At 53.7% G+C, this 20,245-nt stretch carries 21 protein-coding genes; 9 read left to right on the top strand and 12 right to left on the bottom strand.

From position 1 onward, the window contains the following. Position 1: 1 nt before the first annotated feature. The 8 genes from dgcN to rutA all read right to left on the bottom strand — a co-directional run bounded on the left by dgcN (position 2) and on the right by rutA (position 6,974). Positions 2–1,009 carry an N-acetyltransferase DgcN gene (gene dgcN, locus DFO57_RS15355; protein ID WP_014333151.1) on the bottom strand — a complete coding sequence of 336 codons (1,008 nt, stop codon included), beginning with the start codon at positions 1,007–1,009 and terminating at the stop codon, positions 2–4. A gap of 297 nt (positions 1,010–1,306) precedes the next feature. Further along, positions 1,307–2,653 (bottom strand): pyrimidine utilization transport protein G, encoded by a 1,347-nt coding sequence (rutG, locus tag DFO57_RS15350; protein WP_110015495.1) that lies wholly within the window; start codon positions 2,651–2,653, stop codon positions 1,307–1,309. A 33-nt stretch (positions 2,654–2,686) separates the two neighbouring features. Further along, positions 2,687–3,202 carry an NADH-dependent FMN reductase RutF gene (gene rutF, locus DFO57_RS15345; RefSeq protein ID WP_088900766.1) on the bottom strand — a complete coding sequence of 172 codons (516 nt, stop codon included), beginning with the start codon at positions 3,200–3,202 and terminating at the stop codon, positions 2,687–2,689. 69 nt (positions 3,203–3,271) lie between these two features. Beyond that, positions 3,272–3,862, bottom strand: coding sequence for a malonic semialdehyde reductase (locus DFO57_RS15340; RefSeq protein WP_013027870.1), 591 nt, complete (start codon positions 3,860–3,862; stop codon positions 3,272–3,274). Further along, positions 3,859–4,686, bottom strand: a complete 828-nt coding sequence (gene rutD, locus DFO57_RS15335; RefSeq protein WP_013027869.1) for a pyrimidine utilization protein D — start codon at positions 4,684–4,686, stop codon at positions 3,859–3,861. The genes DFO57_RS15340 and rutD overlap by 4 nt, the downstream gene beginning before the upstream one ends. Positions 4,687–4,721: 35 nt before the next feature. Continuing rightward, on the bottom strand, positions 4,722–5,108 hold the full coding sequence (rutC, locus tag DFO57_RS15330) for a pyrimidine utilization protein C (RefSeq protein ID WP_013027868.1): 387 nt from the start codon (positions 5,106–5,108) through the stop codon (positions 4,722–4,724). A 25-nt stretch (positions 5,109–5,133) separates the two neighbouring features. Continuing rightward, positions 5,134–5,883 carry a pyrimidine utilization protein B gene (gene rutB / locus DFO57_RS15325; protein ID WP_014333147.1) on the bottom strand — a complete coding sequence of 250 codons (750 nt, stop codon included), beginning with the start codon at positions 5,881–5,883 and terminating at the stop codon, positions 5,134–5,136. After that, positions 5,883–6,974 (bottom strand): pyrimidine utilization protein A, encoded by a 1,092-nt coding sequence (gene rutA / locus DFO57_RS15320; RefSeq protein ID WP_014604632.1) that lies wholly within the window; start codon positions 6,972–6,974, stop codon positions 5,883–5,885. The genes rutB and rutA overlap by 1 nt, the downstream gene beginning before the upstream one ends. 398 nt (positions 6,975–7,372) lie before the next feature. Between rutA and rutR the strand changes: the two genes are divergently transcribed. Continuing rightward, positions 7,373–8,062, top strand: coding sequence for an HTH-type transcriptional regulator RutR (gene rutR, locus DFO57_RS15315; protein ID WP_019105825.1), 690 nt, complete (start codon positions 7,373–7,375; stop codon positions 8,060–8,062). A 74-nt stretch (positions 8,063–8,136) separates the two neighbouring features. On the opposite strand, the gene DFO57_RS15310 is transcribed toward rutR, so the two are convergent. Then, positions 8,137–8,832 (bottom strand): hypothetical protein, encoded by a 696-nt coding sequence (locus DFO57_RS15310; RefSeq protein ID WP_064374342.1) that lies wholly within the window; start codon positions 8,830–8,832, stop codon positions 8,137–8,139. 153 nt (positions 8,833–8,985) lie between these two features. Then, positions 8,986–9,210 carry a KTSC domain-containing protein gene (locus DFO57_RS15305; RefSeq protein ID WP_013027863.1) on the bottom strand — a complete coding sequence of 75 codons (225 nt, stop codon included), beginning with the start codon at positions 9,208–9,210 and terminating at the stop codon, positions 8,986–8,988. 386 nt (positions 9,211–9,596) lie between these two features. Here DFO57_RS15305 and DFO57_RS15300 point away from each other — a divergent pair, with 386 nt between their 5' ends. From DFO57_RS15300 to DFO57_RS15285, 4 genes are all read left to right on the top strand, one after another. Continuing rightward, positions 9,597–10,040, top strand: a complete 444-nt coding sequence (locus DFO57_RS15300) for an antitoxin Xre/MbcA/ParS toxin-binding domain-containing protein (RefSeq protein ID WP_014598335.1) — start codon at positions 9,597–9,599, stop codon at positions 10,038–10,040. Then, complete coding sequence (locus DFO57_RS15295) at positions 10,037–10,504, top strand: RES family NAD+ phosphorylase (RefSeq protein ID WP_022622882.1); 468 nt, start codon at positions 10,037–10,039, stop codon at positions 10,502–10,504. Before DFO57_RS15300 ends, DFO57_RS15295 begins: the two co-directional genes overlap by 4 nt. A gap of 645 nt (positions 10,505–11,149) precedes the next feature. Then, complete coding sequence (fliD, locus tag DFO57_RS15290) at positions 11,150–12,544, top strand: flagellar filament capping protein FliD (RefSeq protein WP_014333136.1); 1,395 nt, start codon at positions 11,150–11,152, stop codon at positions 12,542–12,544. A 684-nt stretch (positions 12,545–13,228) separates the two neighbouring features. Then, positions 13,229–14,164, top strand: a complete 936-nt coding sequence (locus tag DFO57_RS15285; RefSeq protein WP_013027859.1) for a flagellin — start codon at positions 13,229–13,231, stop codon at positions 14,162–14,164. A gap of 61 nt (positions 14,165–14,225) precedes the next feature. Here DFO57_RS15285 and DFO57_RS15280 read toward each other — a convergent pair whose 3' ends face one another. Further along, positions 14,226–14,798, bottom strand: coding sequence for an NADPH-dependent FMN reductase (locus tag DFO57_RS15280; protein ID WP_014598338.1), 573 nt, complete (start codon positions 14,796–14,798; stop codon positions 14,226–14,228). Positions 14,799–14,885: 87 nt separating this feature from the next. Between DFO57_RS15280 and DFO57_RS15275 the strand changes: the two genes are divergently transcribed. The 3 genes from DFO57_RS15275 to DFO57_RS15265 all read left to right on the top strand — a co-directional run bounded on the left by DFO57_RS15275 (position 14,886) and on the right by DFO57_RS15265 (position 16,545). Beyond that, positions 14,886–15,125 carry a DUF333 domain-containing protein gene (locus tag DFO57_RS15275; RefSeq protein ID WP_110015494.1) on the top strand — a complete coding sequence of 80 codons (240 nt, stop codon included), beginning with the start codon at positions 14,886–14,888 and terminating at the stop codon, positions 15,123–15,125. Between the two features lie 39 nt (positions 15,126–15,164). Continuing rightward, positions 15,165–15,665, top strand: coding sequence for a GNAT family N-acetyltransferase (locus DFO57_RS15270; RefSeq protein WP_072139150.1), 501 nt, complete (start codon positions 15,165–15,167; stop codon positions 15,663–15,665). 88 nt (positions 15,666–15,753) lie between these two features. Further along, the gene (locus DFO57_RS15265; protein ID WP_110015493.1) at positions 15,754–16,545 is read left to right on the top strand and encodes an MBL fold metallo-hydrolase; all 792 of its coding nucleotides are present in this window, start codon (positions 15,754–15,756) and stop codon (positions 16,543–16,545) included. Between the two features lie 230 nt (positions 16,546–16,775). Here DFO57_RS15265 and DFO57_RS22915 read toward each other — a convergent pair whose 3' ends face one another. Continuing rightward, a complete protein-coding gene (locus DFO57_RS22915; RefSeq protein ID WP_218054861.1) occupies positions 16,776–16,955 on the bottom strand; it encodes a hypothetical protein in 180 nt (59 codons plus the stop codon). A gap of 788 nt (positions 16,956–17,743) precedes the next feature. Here DFO57_RS22915 and DFO57_RS15255 point away from each other — a divergent pair. Next, on the top strand, positions 17,744–20,245 hold the full coding sequence (locus tag DFO57_RS15255) for a glucan 1,4-alpha-glucosidase (RefSeq protein WP_110015492.1): 2,502 nt from the start codon (positions 17,744–17,746) through the stop codon (positions 20,243–20,245).

Genomic DNA, 20,245 nt, shown 5'->3' with positions numbered 1-20,245 from the left:
TTCACCCCCGCGCCTGAAGCAGTGCGGCGATCTCGTCGATGCCAAAACGCACAGGATCCGTAGCCGGTAAACCAAACTCTGCGCTGACTTCGGCGCAATAGGCGCGCGCTTCGTCTTCCGTGTAATTTGAGGTGTTAATGGCAAACCCCGCCAGCTGGACGGACGCGCTGGTCACCTGGGCAGCGCGCAGATTGGCTTCAACGCAGTCTTTCAGGCTGACCATTGGCTGATGAGGTAAATGGCGCATATGGGGGCGCCCCATTTCATGGCACATCACCAACCAGTGAGGTTGCGCACCGTGCATGAGCCCCATACTGACGCCTGCGTAAGAGGGGTGGAACAGTGACCCCTGCCCTTCAACGATGTCCCAGTGATCCTCATCATTCGCGGGTGACAGCGCTTCGGCGGCACCGGCAATAAAATCCGCGATGACCGCATCCACGGCAATCCCTTCGCCCGCCACCAGAATCCCTGTCTGACCTGTAGCGCGAAAATCCGCTTTCATTCCGCGCTCACGCATCGCCGCTTCCAGCGCCAGTGAGGTGTACATCTTGCCCACGGAGCAGTCGGTGCCAACAGTCAGTATCCGTTTGCCTGTCCGCTTCTTACCACTGCCAACGCTCAGCGTCGGACGCATATGGCGTAAGTCAAAAAGCTCAACACCAAACGTCTGGGCAAGCGTCACCAGTTCGGGCTCGTCCACCAGACGGTGATGCAGTCCGCTGGCAACGTTCATGCCTGCTTTGATGGCACTTTTCACCGTATCCAGCCAGTGTTCTGGCAGATAGCCCCCTGCGTTAGCAGTACCGAGCACCAGCGTTTTCGCGCCGCGTGCTTTGGCGCTGATGATGTCAAGTTCATCCAGACCCAGGCTGACAGTACAGCCCGGGAGTTTAATTTCGCCCACGCACTGCTCCGGCCGCCAGATATGAATACCTCGCGCCGTTTTCGCCGCGAGTGGATCGGTGACATCGCCAAGAAAAAGTAAATAGGGTTGTGGAATTAGCATGATATTTCTCGTTTCAGACAAAGGTAAGTTTCTGAACCCACTATTTCATGCGCTTCAAAAGGTGACGAATGCTTGTTTAGTTGGAGGATATAACCGCAGGCTATAGTCAGATGAAAAGGTTATGGCACCCACGTTAATTCAGGGATCAGGGCGAAAATCAGCCCAGTTTGCGGGGGAATGCATAGGAAAAGATAATATGTCAGGCGCAAAAAGGCGGTGAAAAATGCCTGGTTAGTGTTGTGAAACGATCACCAGGCACCCTTAACACCCACTGACGACAGACGAAGCAATAAAAGGTTACGGCTCTCTCAGCGCCGCTTCTGTGGCTGCCTCAATCTCAGCCGGCGTCTTTGCCATTTTGCTGCGGCTCAGGAAAGCATTGAGTAAAATCGCCCCAAAGGTCGCGGTGCCGATGCCGCCCATGCTGAAGCCGCCCAGGCTCAGGGTGAAGTTGCCCGCGCCCAGTACCAGCGTAACTGCCACCATGATGAGATTGCCATTCAGGCCCAAATCAACGTGGTTTTGTACCCAAATGCGGGCGCCAGCTACGGCAATCAAGCCAAATACCACGATGGATGCTCCACCGAGCACCGGGCCAGGAATGGTGTGGATCAAGGCACCAAATTTAGGCGAAAAACCCAACACAATGGCCATGATTGCGGCGGCGACAAAAATCAGCGTGGAGTAAATTTTAGTGACGGCCATGACGCCGATATTTTCGGCATAGGTTGTCACGCCGGTGCCGCCCGCCGAAGCCGAAAGCAAGGTCGCCAGGCCATCCCCGATAAAGGCGCGGCCCATGTAGGGATCGAGATTTTTACCGGTCATCCCCGCCACGGCTTTAATATGGCCAAGGTTTTCCGCAACCAGGATCACCGCCACCGGCGCAATCATCAGCATAGCGTGCGTGCTGAATACCGGCGTAGTGACGGTGGGCACGCCGAACCAGGGCGCCTGCGCCACGGCGCTGAAATTCACCGGCGTGCCCAGCCCGAGGCCGTTGGTGATCGCCATATAAATCAGGTACGCCGCCACCAGACCCAGCAACAGTAACAGTCGCTGTACCAGACCGCGTGTAAACACCGCCACCGATCCGATACACAGCACCGTCATCACCGCCATCCAGCTGTCAAACGATGAAGCGGATACGCTGTTTATGGCAATCGGCGCCAGATTGAGTCCAATCGCCATCACTATCGCGCCGGTCACCACCGGCGGCATCAGGCGCTCAATCCAGCGCGTGCCGACCGCCATGACGACAAAACCGATCAGCATGTAAATCAGGCCACAGGCGATAATCCCGCCCAGCGCGACGCCGATATTCGGGTTCGTGCCGTGGCCGCTGTAGCCGGTCACGGCAATCACTAACCCGACAAATGCAGCACTGGAACCGAGATAACTCGGCACGCGCCCGCCTACGACCAGGAAGAACAGCAGCGTGCCGATGCCCGACATCAGGATCGCCATATTGGCGTCAAACCCCATCAGCAATGGCATGAGTACCGTGGCACCAAACATCGCCACCGTGTGTTGCAGTCCCATGATCACCGTCGCGCCAAACGGTAGCCGTTCATCCGGCGCGATCACCGCGCCATCCAGATTACCTTCTCTTTTACGCCATTGCGGAAACCAGGAATGTGCCATGTACGATCCTTACTAAGTTGAATGCGGATTGAGTTAACAGGCTATCTGACGCATCAGCGGATGATAGCGTCGGTCGAAATACGCCAGTCCGTGGCAGTCATCGTTGCAACGGAGTGCAACAACTTCACAAAACATAATATCGTGGGTACCGACCCGGGTGATCTGCGTGACCTTGCAGTCAAATGACACCAGCGCGTTAGTGAGGATCGGGGAGCCGGTGGCGAGATCTGTCCATTCGGCGGCGTCGAAGCGTTGTTCCATCGGCGTTTTTCCGCCGAATAAATTAGAAAGTGATTCGTGGCTGTCGGCCAGCGTGTTTACGCACAGCACCTGATTTTGTATAAACGCCGGATGTACCGACGCAGAACGGTTCAGGCACACCAGCAGTGTCGGTGGCGTATCGGTGACGCTGCACACAGCAGAGGCGGTGAAACCTGCCCGACCGCCGGGGCCGTCAGTGGTGATGATGTTGACGGCAGAGCCGAGGCGCGCCATGGCATTGCGGTATTCCTGTTTCTCAACGGCAGCCTCTTTTTCAGCAAGGGGCATGTCGGTCGCGGGCAGTGTGGCGTTCAGGGTTGATTGCATGCTCGTGTCCTCAGTCATGATCGGTGATGCTTACAGCACGCGACAGGCGCGGTCAAAGTCCAGGCGCGGTGCGCGCGGATAGACTTTGCTGCTGTCGCCGTAACCAATGTTAATCAGAAAATTCGATTTCCAGCCTTCCTGCGCCAGAAAGGTTTCATCAACTTTGGCATTGTCGAAACCGGACATCGGTCCGGTATCCAGGCCGATCGCGCGACAGGCCATAATCAGATACGCAGCCTGTAAACTGCTGTTGCGGAACGCGGTATCCTGTGCCAGCTGTGGGCTGGAGGTGAACCATGAACGGGCATCGCCGGACGGAAACAGTTCAGGCAGCAGCTCATAGAATTCCGGATCCCAGGCAATAATCGCCGTCACCGGAGCGGTCATCGTTTTCTTCAGATTGCCACTGGAAAGTGCCGGCGCCAGTTGTTGTTTCGCTTCCTGGCTCTGAATAAATACGATGCGCACCGGGCTGCAGTTCGCCGAGGTCGGCCCCATGCGCGCCAGTTCGTAAATCGTTTTCAGTTGTTCGCCTGTTACCGGTTTATTCAGCCAGCCGTTATGGGTGCGGGCTTCGGTGAACAACGTGGCCAGCGCGCTGGCGGTTAATGCTTCGGTCATGGCATCTCCACAGGTATGAAATCAGACGGTGTTCCGGATGGATGCGAAGCCTGCCGCTGCAGCCAGTCCAGTAAAATCGGGTTAAACGTATCGGGGTCCGTTACGCTCATGGCATGTCCGCCGTAGCCCATTTGCAGGTGCTCGCCATGGGGAAGGCGCGAGGCGAGATCGGCTGAACAGGACCAGGGCACCAGCAAATCATCTTTAGCGCTCAACGCCAGGGTCGGCGCGATGACGCCTTTGAGCGAGGTGGTCAGATCGGAGTCCATCAGCGCCTGCAGGCGATGCAGCAGGTTTTCCATCCCCTGAAAGTTCGCCACCTGATGCTGGCGCTCTTCCTGCAGGAAAGCTTCATGTTCAGAAAGCCAGTCACCCGGGTACAGAAACAGCGGCTGCGCCTGCACGTAGGCATCTACGCCGCTGTTAAGCAGCAGGTTCCGACGGACGTCGAAGCAGCGGCGCGTCTGGCTGTTAAGGACTGTCCAGCCATTAATTACCACCAGACTTTGCAGCAGCGCGGGATAACGCAGGGCAAGATGCAGACCCATAATGCCGCCCAGTGCGTGACCGACCAGATGACAGCGGCTGATATTCAGCGCGTTAAGTAAGCCTGCCAGCTCATCGGCCATATCCTCCATCCGGTAACCGGCGGGTACGCTACCCTGACTGGCGCCGGTGCCGTACTGGTCATAGACCACCACCCGAAAATGCGCCGAGAGCATCGCCAGCTGAGGCTGCCAGAATCCCCCGGAGCCGCCGAGACCCGAGGAGAGCACGACGGTTTCTGCATCAGCGTTTTGCTGACCCAATACCTTGTAATACATACTGTTTCCTCAGATGAAATACATCACCGAACAGATTATTTGCCAAGGTGGGCAATCGATGCGATTTCGATCAACGCATCCGGTTTCACCAGCCCACACTGAATGCAGAACCTTGCCGGTTTTTCACCCGGGAAATACTCCGCATAGACCTGATTCACTGCCCCGTAATTCGCCCAGTCGGTGATAAAAATCGAGTTCATGGTGACGTCATCCATGCTGCCGCCTGCGGTTTCGATCACGCTTTTGATGATCTCCAGTACATGGCGGGTTTGTGCTGCCGCATCGCCCACATGTACGACGTTGTTGTCTTTATCAAAAGGCAAAGTACCGGAAACGTACAGGACCCCATCGGCAAGCGTACCGGGAACAAATGGCGCCAGCGGAACACCGCTGCCGGCTGGAATAATGGCGCGTTTAGGCATCGTTCATTGTCCTTTTCACAAGCGGTCAGGCCGCGTTTTGTTCAGTTTTGTAACCCACCGCGTCGCAGAAGTGGCTTACGCTGGAGACCCAACCAAAAAACGTTTCGATGTTATAAATCGCGGCTTTTTGCGCAAACTCGGGGCCCGCCTGGTGTGTCGCGTCTTCCAGTACGACGCCAAAATATTCCAAAAAGAAGCCGTCACGCAGGGTGGATTCGACGCACACGTTGGTGGCGATGCCGGTGAAAACCAGATGATGAATGCCGTAGCTGCGCAGCAGGCTATCCAACTGGGTATTAAAGAAGCCGCTGTAGCGTGGTTTTGGCAGCACAATATCGCCCGGCTGGGGTTGCAGTTCATCGACCAGATCGTAATCCCAGTCCCCTTTCGCCAGCAGTTTGCCCATCAGCTCGGGACGTTTGCGCATTGTTTTCAGCGCATTGGATTTATGGAAGTTGGGCGAGCCCGCCCCCCCGGCTTCGACATACTGATTGTCCCAGCCGTTCTGGAAAAAAATCACCTTAATGCCTGCCGCGCGAGCAGCGGCAATCGCCACTTTGATATTGGCAATGACCGGCGCGGTGGCAGACACGTCAAAGCCTGCAAGATCAAGATAACCGCCCTGCGAGGCGTAAGCGTTTTGCATATCCACCACAATAAGCGCCGTCTGCTGCGGGGTGAAACCAATGGCTTCAGGACGCGCGGCCAGCACCCTTTCCTCGCCAGCATTATCGGGCGCGCGGCGAACCACGGTTTGATTTTCAACAATGTTCATCATGCGACCTCTTTCTGCTCAATGCCGATGTGCTGGCGCGTTTTCATTAACGGCTGGATGTAACGACCAAAGTTTTCAATACCTTCGACGAAATCGTCAAAAGTCAGCAATACGCCGCCCGCACCGGGAACCGTATCGATCTCATCAAGCATTCTGGCGACGCTGGCCCAGGAGCCGACCAGCGTCCCCATGTTGATGTTGACCGCTGACGTGGGATCGGCCATCTGGCGAACATTGGTATCGCTGCCGGAGCGGGTATCTTTACTGCTCTGGTCGGTGAGCCATGACAGGGCTTCCGCATCAGCACCGGCTTTGTACAGCTCCCATTTGGCGCGCGCGGCCTCGTCGGTTTCATCGGCAATCACCATGAACAACACGTAAGAGGACACGTCACGGTTTTCAGCGTCAGCCGCTGTTTTCATGCGGGCTGCGGTAGGTGCAAAAGCGGTTGGCGTGTTGACGCCTTTGCCAAAGCAGAAGTTAAAATCGGCGTGTTTGGCGGAAAACGCCATGCCGGCGTCACTTTGTCCGGCGCAGATGACTTTCATTTCGCTTTGCGGGCGTGGACTGACGCGACAGTCATCCATTTTGAAAAATTCGCCGTCAAGCGTGCAGTGCCCTGTTCCCCACAGATCGCGCAGTACGCTGACATATTCGGTCAGGTAATCGTAGCGGCGGGAAAAATAGTCATCGCCAGGCCACATGCCCATTTGTTCGTATTCCGGTTTCTGCCAGCCGGTTACCACGTTCACGCCGAACCGGCCGTTGGAGATGGAGTCAATTGTGGCAGCCATGCGCGCAACGATTGCCGGTGGCATGACCAGGGTGGCGGCGGTGGCGTAGAGCTGAATGCGGGACGTTACGGCGGCCAGACCGGCCATCAACGTGAATGACTCCATGTTGTGTTCCCAGAATTCCGTTTTACCGCCGAAGCCGCGCAGTTTGATCATCGAGAGCGCGAAGTCGAAATGGTAGTGCTCTGCTTTCTGCACAATAGTTTTATTCAGTTCGAAGGTTGGCTTGTACTGCGGCGCAGTTTCTGAAATTAGCCAACCGTTGTTACCGATAGGAATAAAGACACCGATTTTCATAGCTCACCTCGATTGAAAATAATTGGGACGACAACAAGGGCTTGCGAAAATCTCTGCGCGGCTTAAGTGCGTCCTGCGGGTTCCTGTTGCACCGTGCTGAAATCTCCTGACGTAAGGACATTTGCAAAGCGGATGCCAGTTTTTAAAAAGTCATTTAAAACAGAATGTTATAGGATTATGTAGATTTATAATGGAGTAAATGGTCTAAAACAGACCATTTACTCAAAAATAACTGCACGTTAATCAGGCAGAGTTGAGCGCAAATGGTGCAGTTTTGTTAAATATTGGTTGTGCTGGGTTGTTATCAAGTTGTGTTTATAAATAACGCGTATGACGATAGTCGCCTTAATGCCTATTTGTTATGCTTTTGGCCTTGTTGTGTGTATCAGGGAAATGTTGTGAAGCCATTGTCCGAAAACCCGGGTTCTGACGCCGGAGAAAACCTCGCCGCGAAAACGCCATCGAAATCTTTGACGCGACGTTCGCGAGCGGTTGCTGCCAAACGTGGCGCTATCATGGCCGCTGCACTGGAATTCTTCTCACTGTATGGCTTTCACGGCACCCGTCTTGAGCAGGTTGCTGAACGCGCGGATGTCTCGAAAACCAATCTGTTCTACTACTTTCCCTCGAAAGAAGATTTATACATTGCGGTGCTCAAAGGGCTGCTGGATATCTGGCTGGCACCGCTTAAAGCACTGCAGTCCGATCAGCATCCTCTGGAAGCAATACGGGAATATATTCGTCTGAAGCTTTGCGTCTCCCGTGACCATCCTCAGGCCTCAAGATTATTTTGTCTGGAGATGGTTCAGGGCGCACCGCTGCTGAAACAGGAGCTTGGCGGCAGCCTGAAAACGCTGGTGGAGGATAAATCGGACGTGATTCGCGGCTGGATTAAAGATGAGTTGATCGCACCCATCGATCCGATGCAGTTGATTTTTATGCTGTGGGCCACCACTCAGCATTACGCAGATTTTGGGGTACAGGTTGAGGCGATTACCGGTAAAACACTCAGCGATCCTGTGTTTTTTGAACAAACGGTGAAGAGTGTCCAGCACATCATCACCGAAGGGATTCAGATTCGGGCGTAAAAATGGCGGGCAGAACGCTACTGTTCCAGGCCGTTTACACCACAGGCTAAACTGGCCTCGCATCTCTCCCGGCGTCATTGCCGTAATGCGTGCGCAAAAAACTTCACGCCGTCAGGCCAGGCGCCCGGGTGGCCCGCAAACGCAGTGGCTGCATTGCCGACAAGCAGGTTATGGGTTCCGGCCTGGGTGATGTAAGGCCCCTCTGCGCGCAATCTCGCCAGCGTAATTAATGAAGGTCGGACAATAACGATATGGCCAGGCCTGTGCTTATCGGGGCTTTCATAGGAAATCACGACCAGCATTCCCTGGTTAGCAAACTGCTGTGCATGTAGTGCATCGGCCGCCCTAATCCAGCCCGCCTGACGACCTTCCTGACTGTCGAACCAGCGTGTCTGCGCGCTTGCCAGCAATATCTGGCTGTGCTGTGGTGGCCTGAGCATATACACACCCAGCCGGGCCCCCATGGCCGCCGCAAACGCACTGCAGTGAGTATGATTGCCGGGGCCTGAGTAGTCATCCGGCTTGTCAGGCTGACCGGTTTCCCAGTTGACGTGATGATGATTGAGCCATAAATGCTCAACGTCCGACCGATCAAGCACGGTGAGGATCGCCTGAGCGGCAGGCGTGACGGGACCACAGCAGGGTTGCTCAGCGGAGCGTGCGGACGAGGGAATGTTTTCGGCGGCAACCGTTATTCCTGTCAGTGCAACGAGTACCACAGCCATGCGGGTGACTAAACTTAAAAAAACGCGGATAAGCGATTTTTTCATCGTTACCTCACTGCGTAGACAGAAAGATCAGCCTGCAGGGATAATACTGGCAGCCAGCAACAGGCAGACCCGAATGTGTCTGGTTATCCCTGCCACGTCAATGCCCTGAAAAAGGTGACGGCGGTCAATGTTTTCAGGGCTTCAGCAATGCGCTTAGGCATCACTCTTTTGATACATGGAGAAGAAACGGTTGTCGATACTTTCGCGGAAAAAAGCGTCCTGATCGAGGGCAGCACAGAATCCCTGATAGGTATGAGCAGGCACGGCAAGCCAGCGACGGCAGGTGCCATTGCGGTATTCAAGTTCCAGTACGCCTGACGTCGGGTCGAATCCCGCACTGCGGAAAAGAGAGGAAGAATTAATATCGTGTCGTTTCATAACGGATAGTCCCTATCGGTTGAGCCCAGTACCTGCGTTTAAGAGCGGCAATATAACACAGTCATCGATAAGAGTTGCCTTAGGTAAAAATCTTGCCATGTTAAAAAATGATGCCCTGTCTGTAGAAGCCACACTGGCTATGGTGTACCTGTAATGACGTCCAGCCAAATGCGTCGTTCGTAGCCGTTTTTCCTTTGTTTTCAGTCACGCTTTTACGTTTTCTTGTCAGACCCGGCGCTGACCGTCAAGGCGGTATAACTTCGTTTCTCTGTCTGCAGCCAGAGAAATGATAAAACGACTTTATTTTCTTATGATGACAGTGCATCAATAACTGATTGAACGATATCACCATTTGGCTATAATAGAACAACCAAATGGAGGTGATGATGAAACAGTTCACTTTACCCGTATCCGCTGCAGAACCGGATCGTCTATGGCAATTTGCTGGCCTGAGCAGTGCTGACGGCGTGATGCTGATGGATCAAATCGATGATGGTCTGGACGGCACGGTAGCCAGTCGCATTGTCACCTGGGCGCAAATCTCTCAGGCAGAACTGCGCCGTATGACCGGCATTGCGGGCTCAACCTTCACCCGCGGCGTTAAAAGCCGCTTTACTGCGGAGCAGAGCGAACGGCTGGTGCGTTTTATTCGCGTGATGGATCGTGCGGTTGAGCTGTTTGAGGGCGATAAAGAAAAGGCACGGCAGTGGCTCAATGAGCCTGCGCGCGCCTTAGGCAATAAAAAACCGGCTGATCTGGTCGCGTCAGAAACCGGGGCTTATGAAGTGCTGAAACTCATTACCCGGCTTGAACACGGTGTGTATTCTTGAAGCTCTATCGCATGACCAAAACGCGCTATCTGGGGTCGGCCTGGAGCGGTTTTGGTGCCCGTGAAGGCGGCGGACGCTGGAACAGCGTCGGCGTATCGATGGTCTACGCTTCTGAAACTGCTTCCCTCACCATGCTGGAGACGCTTATCCATCTGCAAAGCGCCAGCGTACTGGACTTTTTTACCCTCATGAGCATTGACGTTCCCGACAGGCTGATTGAATGGATTGATATCAAGCAACTGCCTGACGACTGGGCCGCACCGGAAGCGCCTGCAGCGCTGCGTTTATTTGGTGATGCCTGGATACAAAGCGGGGGATCGGTCGCACTGCGCGTGCCCAGTGCCCTTTCGCCCGTGGAATCGAATTATCTTCTCAATCCGGAGCATCCTGAATTCAGTGCGATCGTCAGACAGGCGGTAAATATCCCCTTCCTTTTTGATGCACGCTTTTCCCGACAGGCATAAGGCCGACGGATCAACATGCACCTCTTCACGTAGCCCTGCGCCCCTGACATCGGGTTGGGCTCCGCTCTGCGGTATGTGCTTCAGCGTGCACCTTTGTTAACGTTTCGATCGCTGCCGTAAATGGATGTAACAATCGTAAACTTAACGCGCAGCGAAAATATTTTTTACCGAAAACAGTGAAGAATACGCAATAAAAAGCAGTCATCCACCTTTCTGGCCCGGTTGTAAACGCATTGATTAGCGACGGATATTTTCAGGACACTGCATAATTTGCATTAAGTATTTTTCCGTTTTTTGCATCAATTTGTCGTCGATCGTCGTTAAAACAGGATAAGCAGAGTGAATAACTGAGCTATGATGATTAGGAAAAATGAATTTGGCTTAAGGTAGAGGATGCTGGCTAAATGACTGATTAATCGCTGATGTGTTTGCAGACGGCACCGATGTATATTATTCAAAAGCCAAATTAACCGCCCCGGAAGAATTTCAAATTGTTATTGCGTTAACAATTTTTTACCTCCTTAACAGAAAATTGATAGTTAAGTAATGACAATAAACCGATTTGCAACAACATTTAAAATCAGAAAAACCCCTGATTAATGCATTGTATTTTTAATTCTGGTGTCACTTCATCAGGACAAGAATATGGCAAGCATAAGCACACTTGGCGCTGGTACTAACCTCGACCTCAACACGTTATATGATAATTTACAGTCAGCTGAGCAGGCGCAACTGACACCGATTACTAATCAGCAGGCGTCTTATAATGCGCAGCTGACGGCCTGGGGCGTGGTTCAGAGTTCAATGTCGAAATTGCAAACGGCCGCCTCTGCGCTGGAAAATGCCTCGAGCATTGCCACAACCAAAGTCACCAGCTCAAATACCGCCTTTACTGCCACGCTTGCCAGCGGTGCCGCAGCCGGAAACTATTCCGTTGAGGTCGATCAGCTCGCCGCCGCGCAGTCTCTGCTTTCTAAGTCCGCCAGCAGCGAAAGTACCGATCTCGGTGACAGCAGCATGGCATCACGTACGATTACCATCAGCCAGTCTGGGCAGAAATCGCCGCTGACCGTGACCTTAAACCAGGATCAGACCAGCCTGACAGATATCCGTGATGCAATTAACAAGCAGCAAGGTAGTGTTAATGCCAGCGTGATTATGGCAAACGATAACACCTACTATTTGTCCCTGACCGCACGTGATAGCGGTACCGCGAATGCGATGACCGTCAGCACCAATGACTCGACGCTGTCACAGTATATCAGTTACAGCAGTGGCGGCAGTAATAACGGCATGACACAGCAGGTTGCTGCTCAGGATGCTCAGTTGAAGATAAACGGTTTGGCTATCACGCGCAGCAGCAACATCGTCACCGATGCCCCTGAAGGGGTCACACTGAATCTGAATAAAGTTAACAGCGGTTCCCCTGAAACCTTATCTATCGCCACGGATACCACGCCTATGGCGACGGCGATTCAGACGTACGTTGATGCCTATAATTCCCTGCAAAAAACCATTGCAGATCAGACAAATTATACACCCGTGCAGGAAGGCCAGGCGCCAAGTACCGATAATGGCGATCTGCTGGGGGATAATACGTTAATGAATATCCAGACCAGCCTGCGCAGCCAGTTTTCCGATCCTCAGGGTAGCGGAAGCATTCAGGTACTCTCACAACTCGGCATTACCCAGGACGATAAAGGTGACCTGACGGTAGACAGCACCAAGCTGAATGCCGCCTTAACCAATCAGCCTGCAGATGTTTTAAGTTTTCTGACCGGTGATGGCAAAACTACGGGGTTCGCGACGCAGGTGACCAACAGACTCAATGATATGTTAGCCAGCAACGGCACGGTATCAAACGCGACGACAGGGATTAATACCTCGCTAAAACAGTTGTCTGATCAATATAACAACGTTAATGATCAGATCACCGCGGTCATGGCGCAGTATAAAACGGAGTTCACCAATCTGAGTACGCTGGTGTCTTCAATGACGCAGACGGGGGATTACCTCTCTGCACAGTTCGCAAAAATGTAATTCTGGTTTAGCCGAAATTTTTATCTTCCGCGCTGATGGTACACCTTGCCATCAGCGCGCCGCCGTTTGATGTTGTCCTTTCCCAGACCGGTTCCCCGTTCGTCCCTTCTCGGCTTAAGCTGAACACGAGAAACCCGTTCAACATTATTACCCGTCCGCTAACCGATGTCCCCGGGCATGAGAGCCAAGGCTGAACTCCCGTCGTTTTTCATGACAAACTGGTTTTAACGCTGCCAGCAATTTTCTTGACTACGGACGTCTGTCTTTCTTGTGGGGAAATGTAAAAAAATAATTATTATCATCGTAATGCCGGATAATGATATATCTTACTTTTTAATTAGGGAGAGTTAATGTAATTTCCTTAATGAGAGGCTGTGTTACAGAAAAAACATGACTCATCATACCATGCGGCTAATAATGTAAATATTTAATCATCTGTGCTTTTTGATGATAAATGCTGTAACAAAAGGTTTTTAACCTTTAAAAAGTTATTCTTCTGATTGAGGTTTGTGTGTGCTTATAATAACTTTTTTCTGAGTTGTTTCTGTATTTACAACTTCACCGCCCTGTAAAAAAAACCATTCACTAATTAATCTTAACTGGCGTCTTTTCATTAAAGTTTGGCGTGGTCAGCTCGATAATAATAATGCGTAAATAATACGTTTCTATAAGAAGGAATTTACCATGTCAGTGATCAACACAAACGTTCTGTCGTTAATTACTCAAAACAACCTGAATAAGTCACAGTCATCATTGGGTACGGCTATCGAGCGCCTGTCATCAGGCCTGCGTATCAACAGCGCCAAAGATGACGCGGCCGGTGAAGCGATTGCTAACCGTTTCACATCGAATATTGACGGCCTGACGGTTGCCGCACGTAACGCCAATGACGGTATTTCATTGTCTCAGACGGCTGAAGGTGCACTGGATGAAATAAACAACAACCTGCAGCGTGTCCGTGACCTGACTGTTCAGGCTCAGAACAGCTCCAACTCAGCATCTGATATTGACTCAATCCAGGCTGAAGTTAACCAGCGTATGCAGGAGATCGACCGCGATACCAAGCAGACAGATTTCAACGGTCTGAAAGTCCTCAACACGGGATCGGGTAGCAGCACTTACAATTTTCAGGTCGGTGCGCAGGATGGCCAGACTATCGGTATCACTCTGAGTTCCAGTGACAGCTTCGATCTTGCTGCGGCCGGTAACGCCTCGTCAGGCACCGTGCAGAATACCAGCGTGACCACTGGCCAGACAGTTAACGGAACCGCCCGTAGCACTGCGGCTATTGGTTTTGACGTGCTGAAGGGTGCCGTAACCGGCGGTAGTGGTGGCACCGCATCAGGCAGCACCCCACTGGCGGATATCGATAAAGCCATCAAGGCCGTCGACAGTCAGCGCAGCCTGCTGGGTGCATCTCAGAACCGCTTTGAGTCTACAATCAGTAACCTGAATAACACCGTGACTAACCTGACTGCAGCACGAAGCCGTATCCAGGATGCGGACTATGCGACGGAAGTGTCGAACATGTCACGCGCGCAGATTCTGCAGCAGGCGGGCTCGTCGGTACTGGCCCAGGCCAATCAGGTACCTCAGACTATGCTGTCTTTACTTCGTTAATCGACAATTTAAGAACCACGCTTTTTGCAGAGCGTGGTTCTTCTCAGAGGATTAACTTAAATCACCCCTCGCTTACCCTGCGAATAAAATCACTGAACGCGGCTAACTGTTTTGCCAGATGTTCCAGCGTGCCCTGCTCAATCACCTTCCCGGCCTGCTCATCGACTTTATTCTGGATCGCCCCACCCATAAATTCCGGCTTGTTCAGCACCATGGCATCGAGAAATACCAGAATCTGACGCAGGTGATACTGACAACGTGCTCCACCAATAGCGCCCATGGAGCTGGTTTGAATCGCCACCGGTTTTCCCGCCAAAGGTTGATTCGGTACGCGAGATAACCAGTCAATGGCATTCTTTAAACCGCCAGGCACGGAGTAGTTATATTCGGGTGTGACGATAATAACGCCATCAGCCTCGCGAATACGTGCAGCCAGCGTGTCAACCGTGGCGGGGAATCCCTCTTCTTGCTGAAGATCCGCATCGTACAGTGGAATATCCCGAATGGATGGCAGTGCATCTATGGTCATCCCCTCTGGCGCCAGCTGTGGGAGTGCACGCGCGATCATGGCGTTGTACGAGCCTTGCCTCAGGCTTCCCAGCAGCGTGACGATTTTTAACGGTTTGTCAGACATCATCCTTCTCCTTTTGAGTGGCTATAATGATTTACCCGATAAATCCGGATAGCATGTGAATGCGCTCTTCAACAACAAGCAGGTTATATGAGAACCTTTTTACCGATTTTACTCTCTCTGCTGCTCTCTGGCTGTCTGTCCTCACCCTCACCCTCACCGCGTGAAACATCGACATCACAGCTGGCTAATCCTGCATCCCAACATTGCCTTGCTGTCGGCGGCAAAATTGACAGCGTGAAAACAGCGGCTGGCGAAGAGGGATACTGTACCTTGCCTTCGGGAGAGCGCATAGATGAGTGGGCATTGTACCGCCGCAATACCCCGTAGAACCGGACGGCGGCATCATCTTTAAGGGAGTATCGCATTATGCCTACCCCGGATAACTATCTCGTCCGGCAAGCAACGACGCATGACCTGGCAGGCATCACGGCACTGCTTCAGGAAAACGCAGCGGGCAATGACGGCGCGCTGAATGGCGATTTCCCCGCCGAAAAAGTTGCCGGCATGCTGAATCACCCTGGCGCCATAGTGGCAGTCGCGCAGTGTGCGGCAGGGATTGCCGGCGTGTTATTTAGCACCTCATCATTCCGGCAAGGCCCGGAGATGGTGAACGCCATGTTGCGCGCCTGGCCGCCCGGGAAGCAGTGCTGGATTTATGGCCCGGCCTGCATCAGCACCCGTGCCCGCGGTCAGGGCCTGCTGCTGCGTCTGTACGATGAACTGCGCAGTCACTACGGTACTAAGGCCCCGGTGCTGTTTATCCAGGCTGATAATCGTCGATCAATTCAGGCGCACGAGCGTCTTGGCATGACCCAGGTGGCGCAGTTTTACATCAACAACGTCCATTTTTTGGTCTACAGCCATTAATTGTCCTTCACGCCCTATGGCACAAATTGAAACCTGCACCTGATACAGGCTCTAAAATTAATCTGAAAGGGTTAAGGGAGAACGCAGGATGATCAAAATTTGCCTCACGTGCGGCACGTCATATCAACAGCAGGATGTTCACATTGACCGCTGTAAAATCTGTGAGGACGAACGTCAGTATGTCCCGGCAACAGGACAACAGTGGATTTCACCTGAGGCGTTGCATGCGGCCCACAGTAATAAATGGTCCCTGCTGGAAAAGGGATTATTCAGCCTGCAAACGGTTCCTGAATTTGCTATTGGCCAGCGGGCCTTTCTTGTAAAGGGCGCGCAGGGCAACGTACTTTGGGACTGCATTCCTGATCTTGACGATGCCACGATTGACATCGTTCGCGCCCTGGGCGGCATCAGCGCGATTGCGGTTTCTCATCCTCATTACTACAGCACCATGCAAGACTGGGCAGCGGTCTTTGATGCGCCGATTTACCTGCACGCCAGTGACAGCGAGTGGATTATGCGTGACAGCCCCTATCTGCGGTTATGGGAAGGTGAGACAAAAACCCTCATGCCTGATGTGACACTGTTACGTCTGGGAGGACACTTTGAAGGTGGAACCGTGCTGCACTGGGCAAAGGAGGATGGCATCGTGCTGTCTGGTGATATCGTGCAGGTTAGCGCAGGGTCAAACGCAGTCTCTTTTATGTGGAGTTATCCCAATATGCTTCCTTTACCCGCCGCGACAATCACTGCGATCGTCAATCGACTTCAACCCTATGATTTCAGGAAACTTTACAGCGCATTTGAAGGGCGCGATATTATTGCCGATGCCAGCAGTGTGGTGAAGCAGTCGGCGCAAAAATATATCGATTGTTTACGCTAACCGCGGCGGACAGATCCAGCGCTGTCAGCCATCAAGCTCACCGACCAGTTCTACCTGCAAAGGCTTTGGCGTTTTGAGCGCTTCGATATGCGCCAGCGCGCGCCTCAAGCAAGGCTTCCGCCTGAGGTGTCAATCGATTCATCGGCCTGGCGAGTGATGAGTCCGGCGTCCTGCAGGCGGCTAATCAGCCCAGACGCGCTGTGCGGTTTTAAAATCAGCCGCTCTGCAACCTAACCCACCATTGCCGTTGCTTCTCGCGCTACCCAAATAGTCAGCAGCACCTGATGTTGCTGTGGCGTCAATCCCACATTGCGAGCCTGATTATCACTAAAGGCAATAAATCTGCGTAGTTTCATGCGGAAGTTGGCCAGCAAGATGTAATCAGCATCTGTCATTTTCGGCTGTGACATACAGTCACCTTTAGTGATGGGGTTTATCTCGTAACACGATGTAAGTTTTCTGCTTTTAGACATTGCAAAAAAAGACATTACGCAGGGGCGCACTGTCGATTTACCTGCCAGGCTCAACGTAGCTGGCCACAGGGTATCTCACGCTGCCTTGCCCGATCGGGCCTTGTACATTAGATATCTGACCTACCCTGCTATCACGTCCGCTACGGGCACAAAGCGATCGTTGAGCCAGACCTTTAGCCTGACCAGGACTACAGCGATAAGTGCAAAGATGCGGCTCAGCGCCGTACGCCCGACGTAGTCGGGCAAAGCCCTTTAAATGATGTGATTTCATGCGTTTAGCTGAAAATCCAGGCGGGAGAGCGGTGCTATCAGGACGCACGTTCTTGCGCTGCCGGGCATCAGTCGGGTTCGTCTGAAGCAAGGCGCATCGTCGCCCTGGCTACCCAGAAGGATTACCCGATGGGGCGCGGGTTTAGTGTCCGCGCGATGAAGGGGAGCGGGTCGCGGCGGTTTATGAGTCAGTGAGAAAGACGTTCATGTGCGGATGAAGGTGAGCGGCGAAAAGTCGTCTTGTCGTGAATAATTTTCGGTGTTGCTGCGCTGATAGGGATGGTTGATTCAACACACTATCAGCGCTATATAAATCTTGGAGTTTGGTTCTACATTGCTCAGGCGCAAGGTGAACCGGGTTGCCCCGGGACAGAAAAGCCGCCGCATGAAGCCAGGATTTACTCCGCAACGTCGTCGTCTAGATTTTTTACGCAGACCGCCAAGGTATCCTAAAAATGTCAAACGCTGACAGCGACGCCTTCCCGTTGCAAACGTGCATGAAGCATGACGACCCGCCATTACGTGCAGGCGTTGACGCCGCCCCGGGAAGGCCAGGAATTGAAGCCCGATGGACATCGAGTGCCAAGAGCGGAATCGGCACGGCCCTTTCATCAGACTCGCGCGTCTGGTTCACCTTGAGCCACGGCGTTCTCAACGAAATCTATTATCCACGCGTTGACAGCGCCTGTACCCGCGATTGCGTCTTCGTTATCACGGGGCCTGAAGGTTATTTCTCCGAAGAAAAGCGCGACTGCCTGACCGAAACCCGAACCCACTCGCCAGGCATTCCGGCCTTCACCATCACCAACACGGCGCGTAACGGCCTCTACAGGCTTGAGAAGGACATCATTACGGATCCGGCCCGTGACTGTGTGCTGCAGCGGGTCCGCTTCACCGCGTTGAAGGGGAACGTTGAGGATTACACCGTCACCGCACTGCTCGCTCCCCATCTGGTGAATGCCGGACAAATGAACGCCGCCTGGATCGGCGAATTTAACGATAAGCCAGTGCTTTTCGCCACCGGCCGCTCCCGCTATCTGGCGCTCGTCTGCGACATCCCCTGGACGGCAATGAGCGCCGGGTTTGTCGGTCTGTCAGACGGCTGGCAGCAGCTTAAAGAACAGGGACGCCTTGTGAACCAATACCGGCGGGCAGACGATGGCAATGTCGCGCTTGCCGGAGAGCTGGCGTTCACCAGCGCCTGCAGTGAAGCCACGCTGGCTATTGGTTTCGGCCAAACGGAATCCGAGGCCGCAGCGGCGGCAACGGCCAGTCTTAACGCGGGCTTTGATAAAGCGCGCGATGAGTATATTCGCAACTGGCAAGCGTGGCAGGACAGGCTCATTCCACTCGATCAAGAAGCGCGAAACGGCGTCAATACATACCGGGTTTCAACGGCGGTACTGGCCTCGCACAGAGCCGCTGATTGTCCCGGCGCCGTTGTCGCGAGCCTGACGATACCCTGGGGATTTTCGAAGGGCGATGACGATCTTGGCGGCTATCATCTGGTCTGGCCGCGAGACCTGGTCGAAACGGCAGGGGGTTTCCTGGCCGCAGGCGATGCCGACCAGGCACTCGCCATTCTGGAATATCTCCGTCGTGTTCAGGAGCCCTCCGGGAGGTGGCCACAGAACCTGTGGCTGGATGGAAAACCCTACTGGCCAGGCATCCAGATGGATGAGTGTGCATTCCCCCTCCTGCTTATGGATATGCTGCGCAGACTCGGCTATCTCGACAATAAAGCGCAGAAACGCTTTATGCCTATGCTACGCCGCGCGGCCTGCTACATTTTGACCAACGGCCCGGCGACCGCGGAGGACCGCTGGGAGGAAGACTCAGGCTACAGTCCGTTTACCCTGGCGGTCGAGATCGCTGCACTGCTTGCCGCCGCGGATCTGCTTTCGATAGACGGAGATGAAGCGGCGGCAAACCACCTGCGAGAAACCGCAGACTGCTGGAATGAGCAGATTGAAAAATGGACCTTTGCCGGGGATCCCCATTTTTGCACCTCGATTGGCATTTCCGGTCACTATGTCCGCATCGCGCCGTCGGGCGCAACGGATGAGGTCAGCGCATCCGGCAATACCGAGATTCGCAACCAGACACCGGATCGGGCGCTTCTGCCGACCGCTGATGTGCTGAGCCCGGATGCCCTGGCACTGGTGCGTTTCGGCCTGCGTGCAGCGGACGACCCGCATATCCTTGATACGATAAAGGCTATTGACCACAGTCTTCGGGTCGATTTACCCCAGGGGCCATTGTGGTATCGGTACACCGGTGATGGCTATGGCGAACACGCAGACGGCGCGCCGTTCGACGGTATCGGCCAGGGGCGTCCCTGGCCTCTGCTGGCGGGCGAACGCGCGCATTACGAGCTGGCAGCGGGCAGGCACGACGCGGCTGAGGCGCTCCTGGCCACGCTGGAAAAATCGGCAGGCTCGGGCGGGCTGTTACCGGAACAGGTATGGGACGGCCCCGATATTCCCGATAAGGCGCTGTTCTTCGGGCGTCCTTCCGGTAGCGCCATGCCGCTTGTCTGGGCACATTCCGAACACATTAAACTGCTGCGATCGCTTCGCGATGGCGCGGTCTTCGATATGCCACCCCAAGGCGTTGAACGCTATATCAGGAATCAGACCGGATCGCATTTGCGCATATGGCGCTTTAACAACCGCGTGTCCTCCCTTCCTGTCGGGAAGCAACTGAGGCTGGAAACGGAAGCGAACGCCCTGGTGCACTGGAGTACGGATGACTGGGCTACCGTTTCTGACTCCCCGGCGCGCTCATCGGGGCTTGGAACCTATTACGTGGACCTGCCTGTACAGCACGAAACCGCAGGAACCCGTGTTGTCTTTACCTTTTACTGGCCTGACGTTGAACATTGGGAAAACACCGATTTTACCGTTCACGTCGTAAATGAACCGAACGATCAAACCCGCATTGGCAATGGAGAATGA

This window comes from Pantoea sp. AG702 (assembly GCF_003182295.1).
In the GTDB taxonomy this organism is placed as follows: domain Bacteria; phylum Pseudomonadota; class Gammaproteobacteria; order Enterobacterales; family Enterobacteriaceae; genus Pantoea; species Pantoea ananatis.
The sequence above is the reverse complement of the archived record's forward strand: the minus strand, read 5'-3'. Positions and strand labels throughout refer to the sequence as shown.

Bases quoted from the DNA above. Each gene is read 5' to 3' on its own strand.
- dgcN (WP_014333151.1), bottom strand. From the start codon at position 1,009: ATGCTAATTCCACAACCCTATTTACTTTTTCTTGGCGATGTCACCGAT.
- rutG (WP_110015495.1), bottom strand. From the start codon at position 2,653: ATGGCACATTCCTGGTTTCCGCAATGGCGTAAAAGAGAAGGTAATCTG.
- rutF (WP_088900766.1), bottom strand. From the start codon at position 3,202: ATGCCCCTTGCTGAAAAAGAGGCTGCCGTTGAGAAACAGGAATACCGC.
- DFO57_RS15340 (WP_013027870.1), bottom strand. From the start codon at position 3,862: ATGACCGAAGCATTAACCGCCAGCGCGCTGGCCACGTTGTTCACCGAA.
- rutD (WP_013027869.1), bottom strand. From the start codon at position 4,686: ATGTATTACAAGGTATTGGGTCAGCAAAACGCTGATGCAGAAACCGTC.
- rutC (WP_013027868.1), bottom strand. From the start codon at position 5,108: ATGCCTAAACGCGCCATTATTCCAGCCGGCAGCGGTGTTCCGCTGGCG.
- rutB (WP_014333147.1), bottom strand. From the start codon at position 5,883: ATGAACATTGTTGAAAATCAAACCGTGGTTCGCCGCGCGCCCGATAAT.
- rutA (WP_014604632.1), bottom strand. From the start codon at position 6,974: ATGAAAATCGGTGTCTTTATTCCTATCGGTAACAACGGTTGGCTAATT.
- DFO57_RS15310 (WP_064374342.1), bottom strand. From the start codon at position 8,832: ATGAAAAAATCGCTTATCCGCGTTTTTTTAAGTTTAGTCACCCGCATG.
- DFO57_RS15305 (WP_013027863.1), bottom strand. From the start codon at position 9,210: ATGAAACGACACGATATTAATTCTTCCTCTCTTTTCCGCAGTGCGGGA.
- DFO57_RS15300 (WP_014598335.1), top strand. From the start codon at position 9,597: ATGAAACAGTTCACTTTACCCGTATCCGCTGCAGAACCGGATCGTCTA.
- fliD (WP_014333136.1), top strand. From the start codon at position 11,150: ATGGCAAGCATAAGCACACTTGGCGCTGGTACTAACCTCGACCTCAAC.
- DFO57_RS15285 (WP_013027859.1), top strand. From the start codon at position 13,229: ATGTCAGTGATCAACACAAACGTTCTGTCGTTAATTACTCAAAACAAC.
- DFO57_RS15280 (WP_014598338.1), bottom strand. From the start codon at position 14,798: ATGTCTGACAAACCGTTAAAAATCGTCACGCTGCTGGGAAGCCTGAGG.
- DFO57_RS15275 (WP_110015494.1), top strand. From the start codon at position 14,886: ATGAGAACCTTTTTACCGATTTTACTCTCTCTGCTGCTCTCTGGCTGT.
- DFO57_RS15270 (WP_072139150.1), top strand. From the start codon at position 15,165: ATGCCTACCCCGGATAACTATCTCGTCCGGCAAGCAACGACGCATGAC.
- DFO57_RS15265 (WP_110015493.1), top strand. From the start codon at position 15,754: ATGATCAAAATTTGCCTCACGTGCGGCACGTCATATCAACAGCAGGAT.
- DFO57_RS22915 (WP_218054861.1), bottom strand. From the start codon at position 16,955: ATGTCACAGCCGAAAATGACAGATGCTGATTACATCTTGCTGGCCAAC.
- DFO57_RS15255 (WP_110015492.1), top strand. From the start codon at position 17,744: ATGTCAAACGCTGACAGCGACGCCTTCCCGTTGCAAACGTGCATGAAG.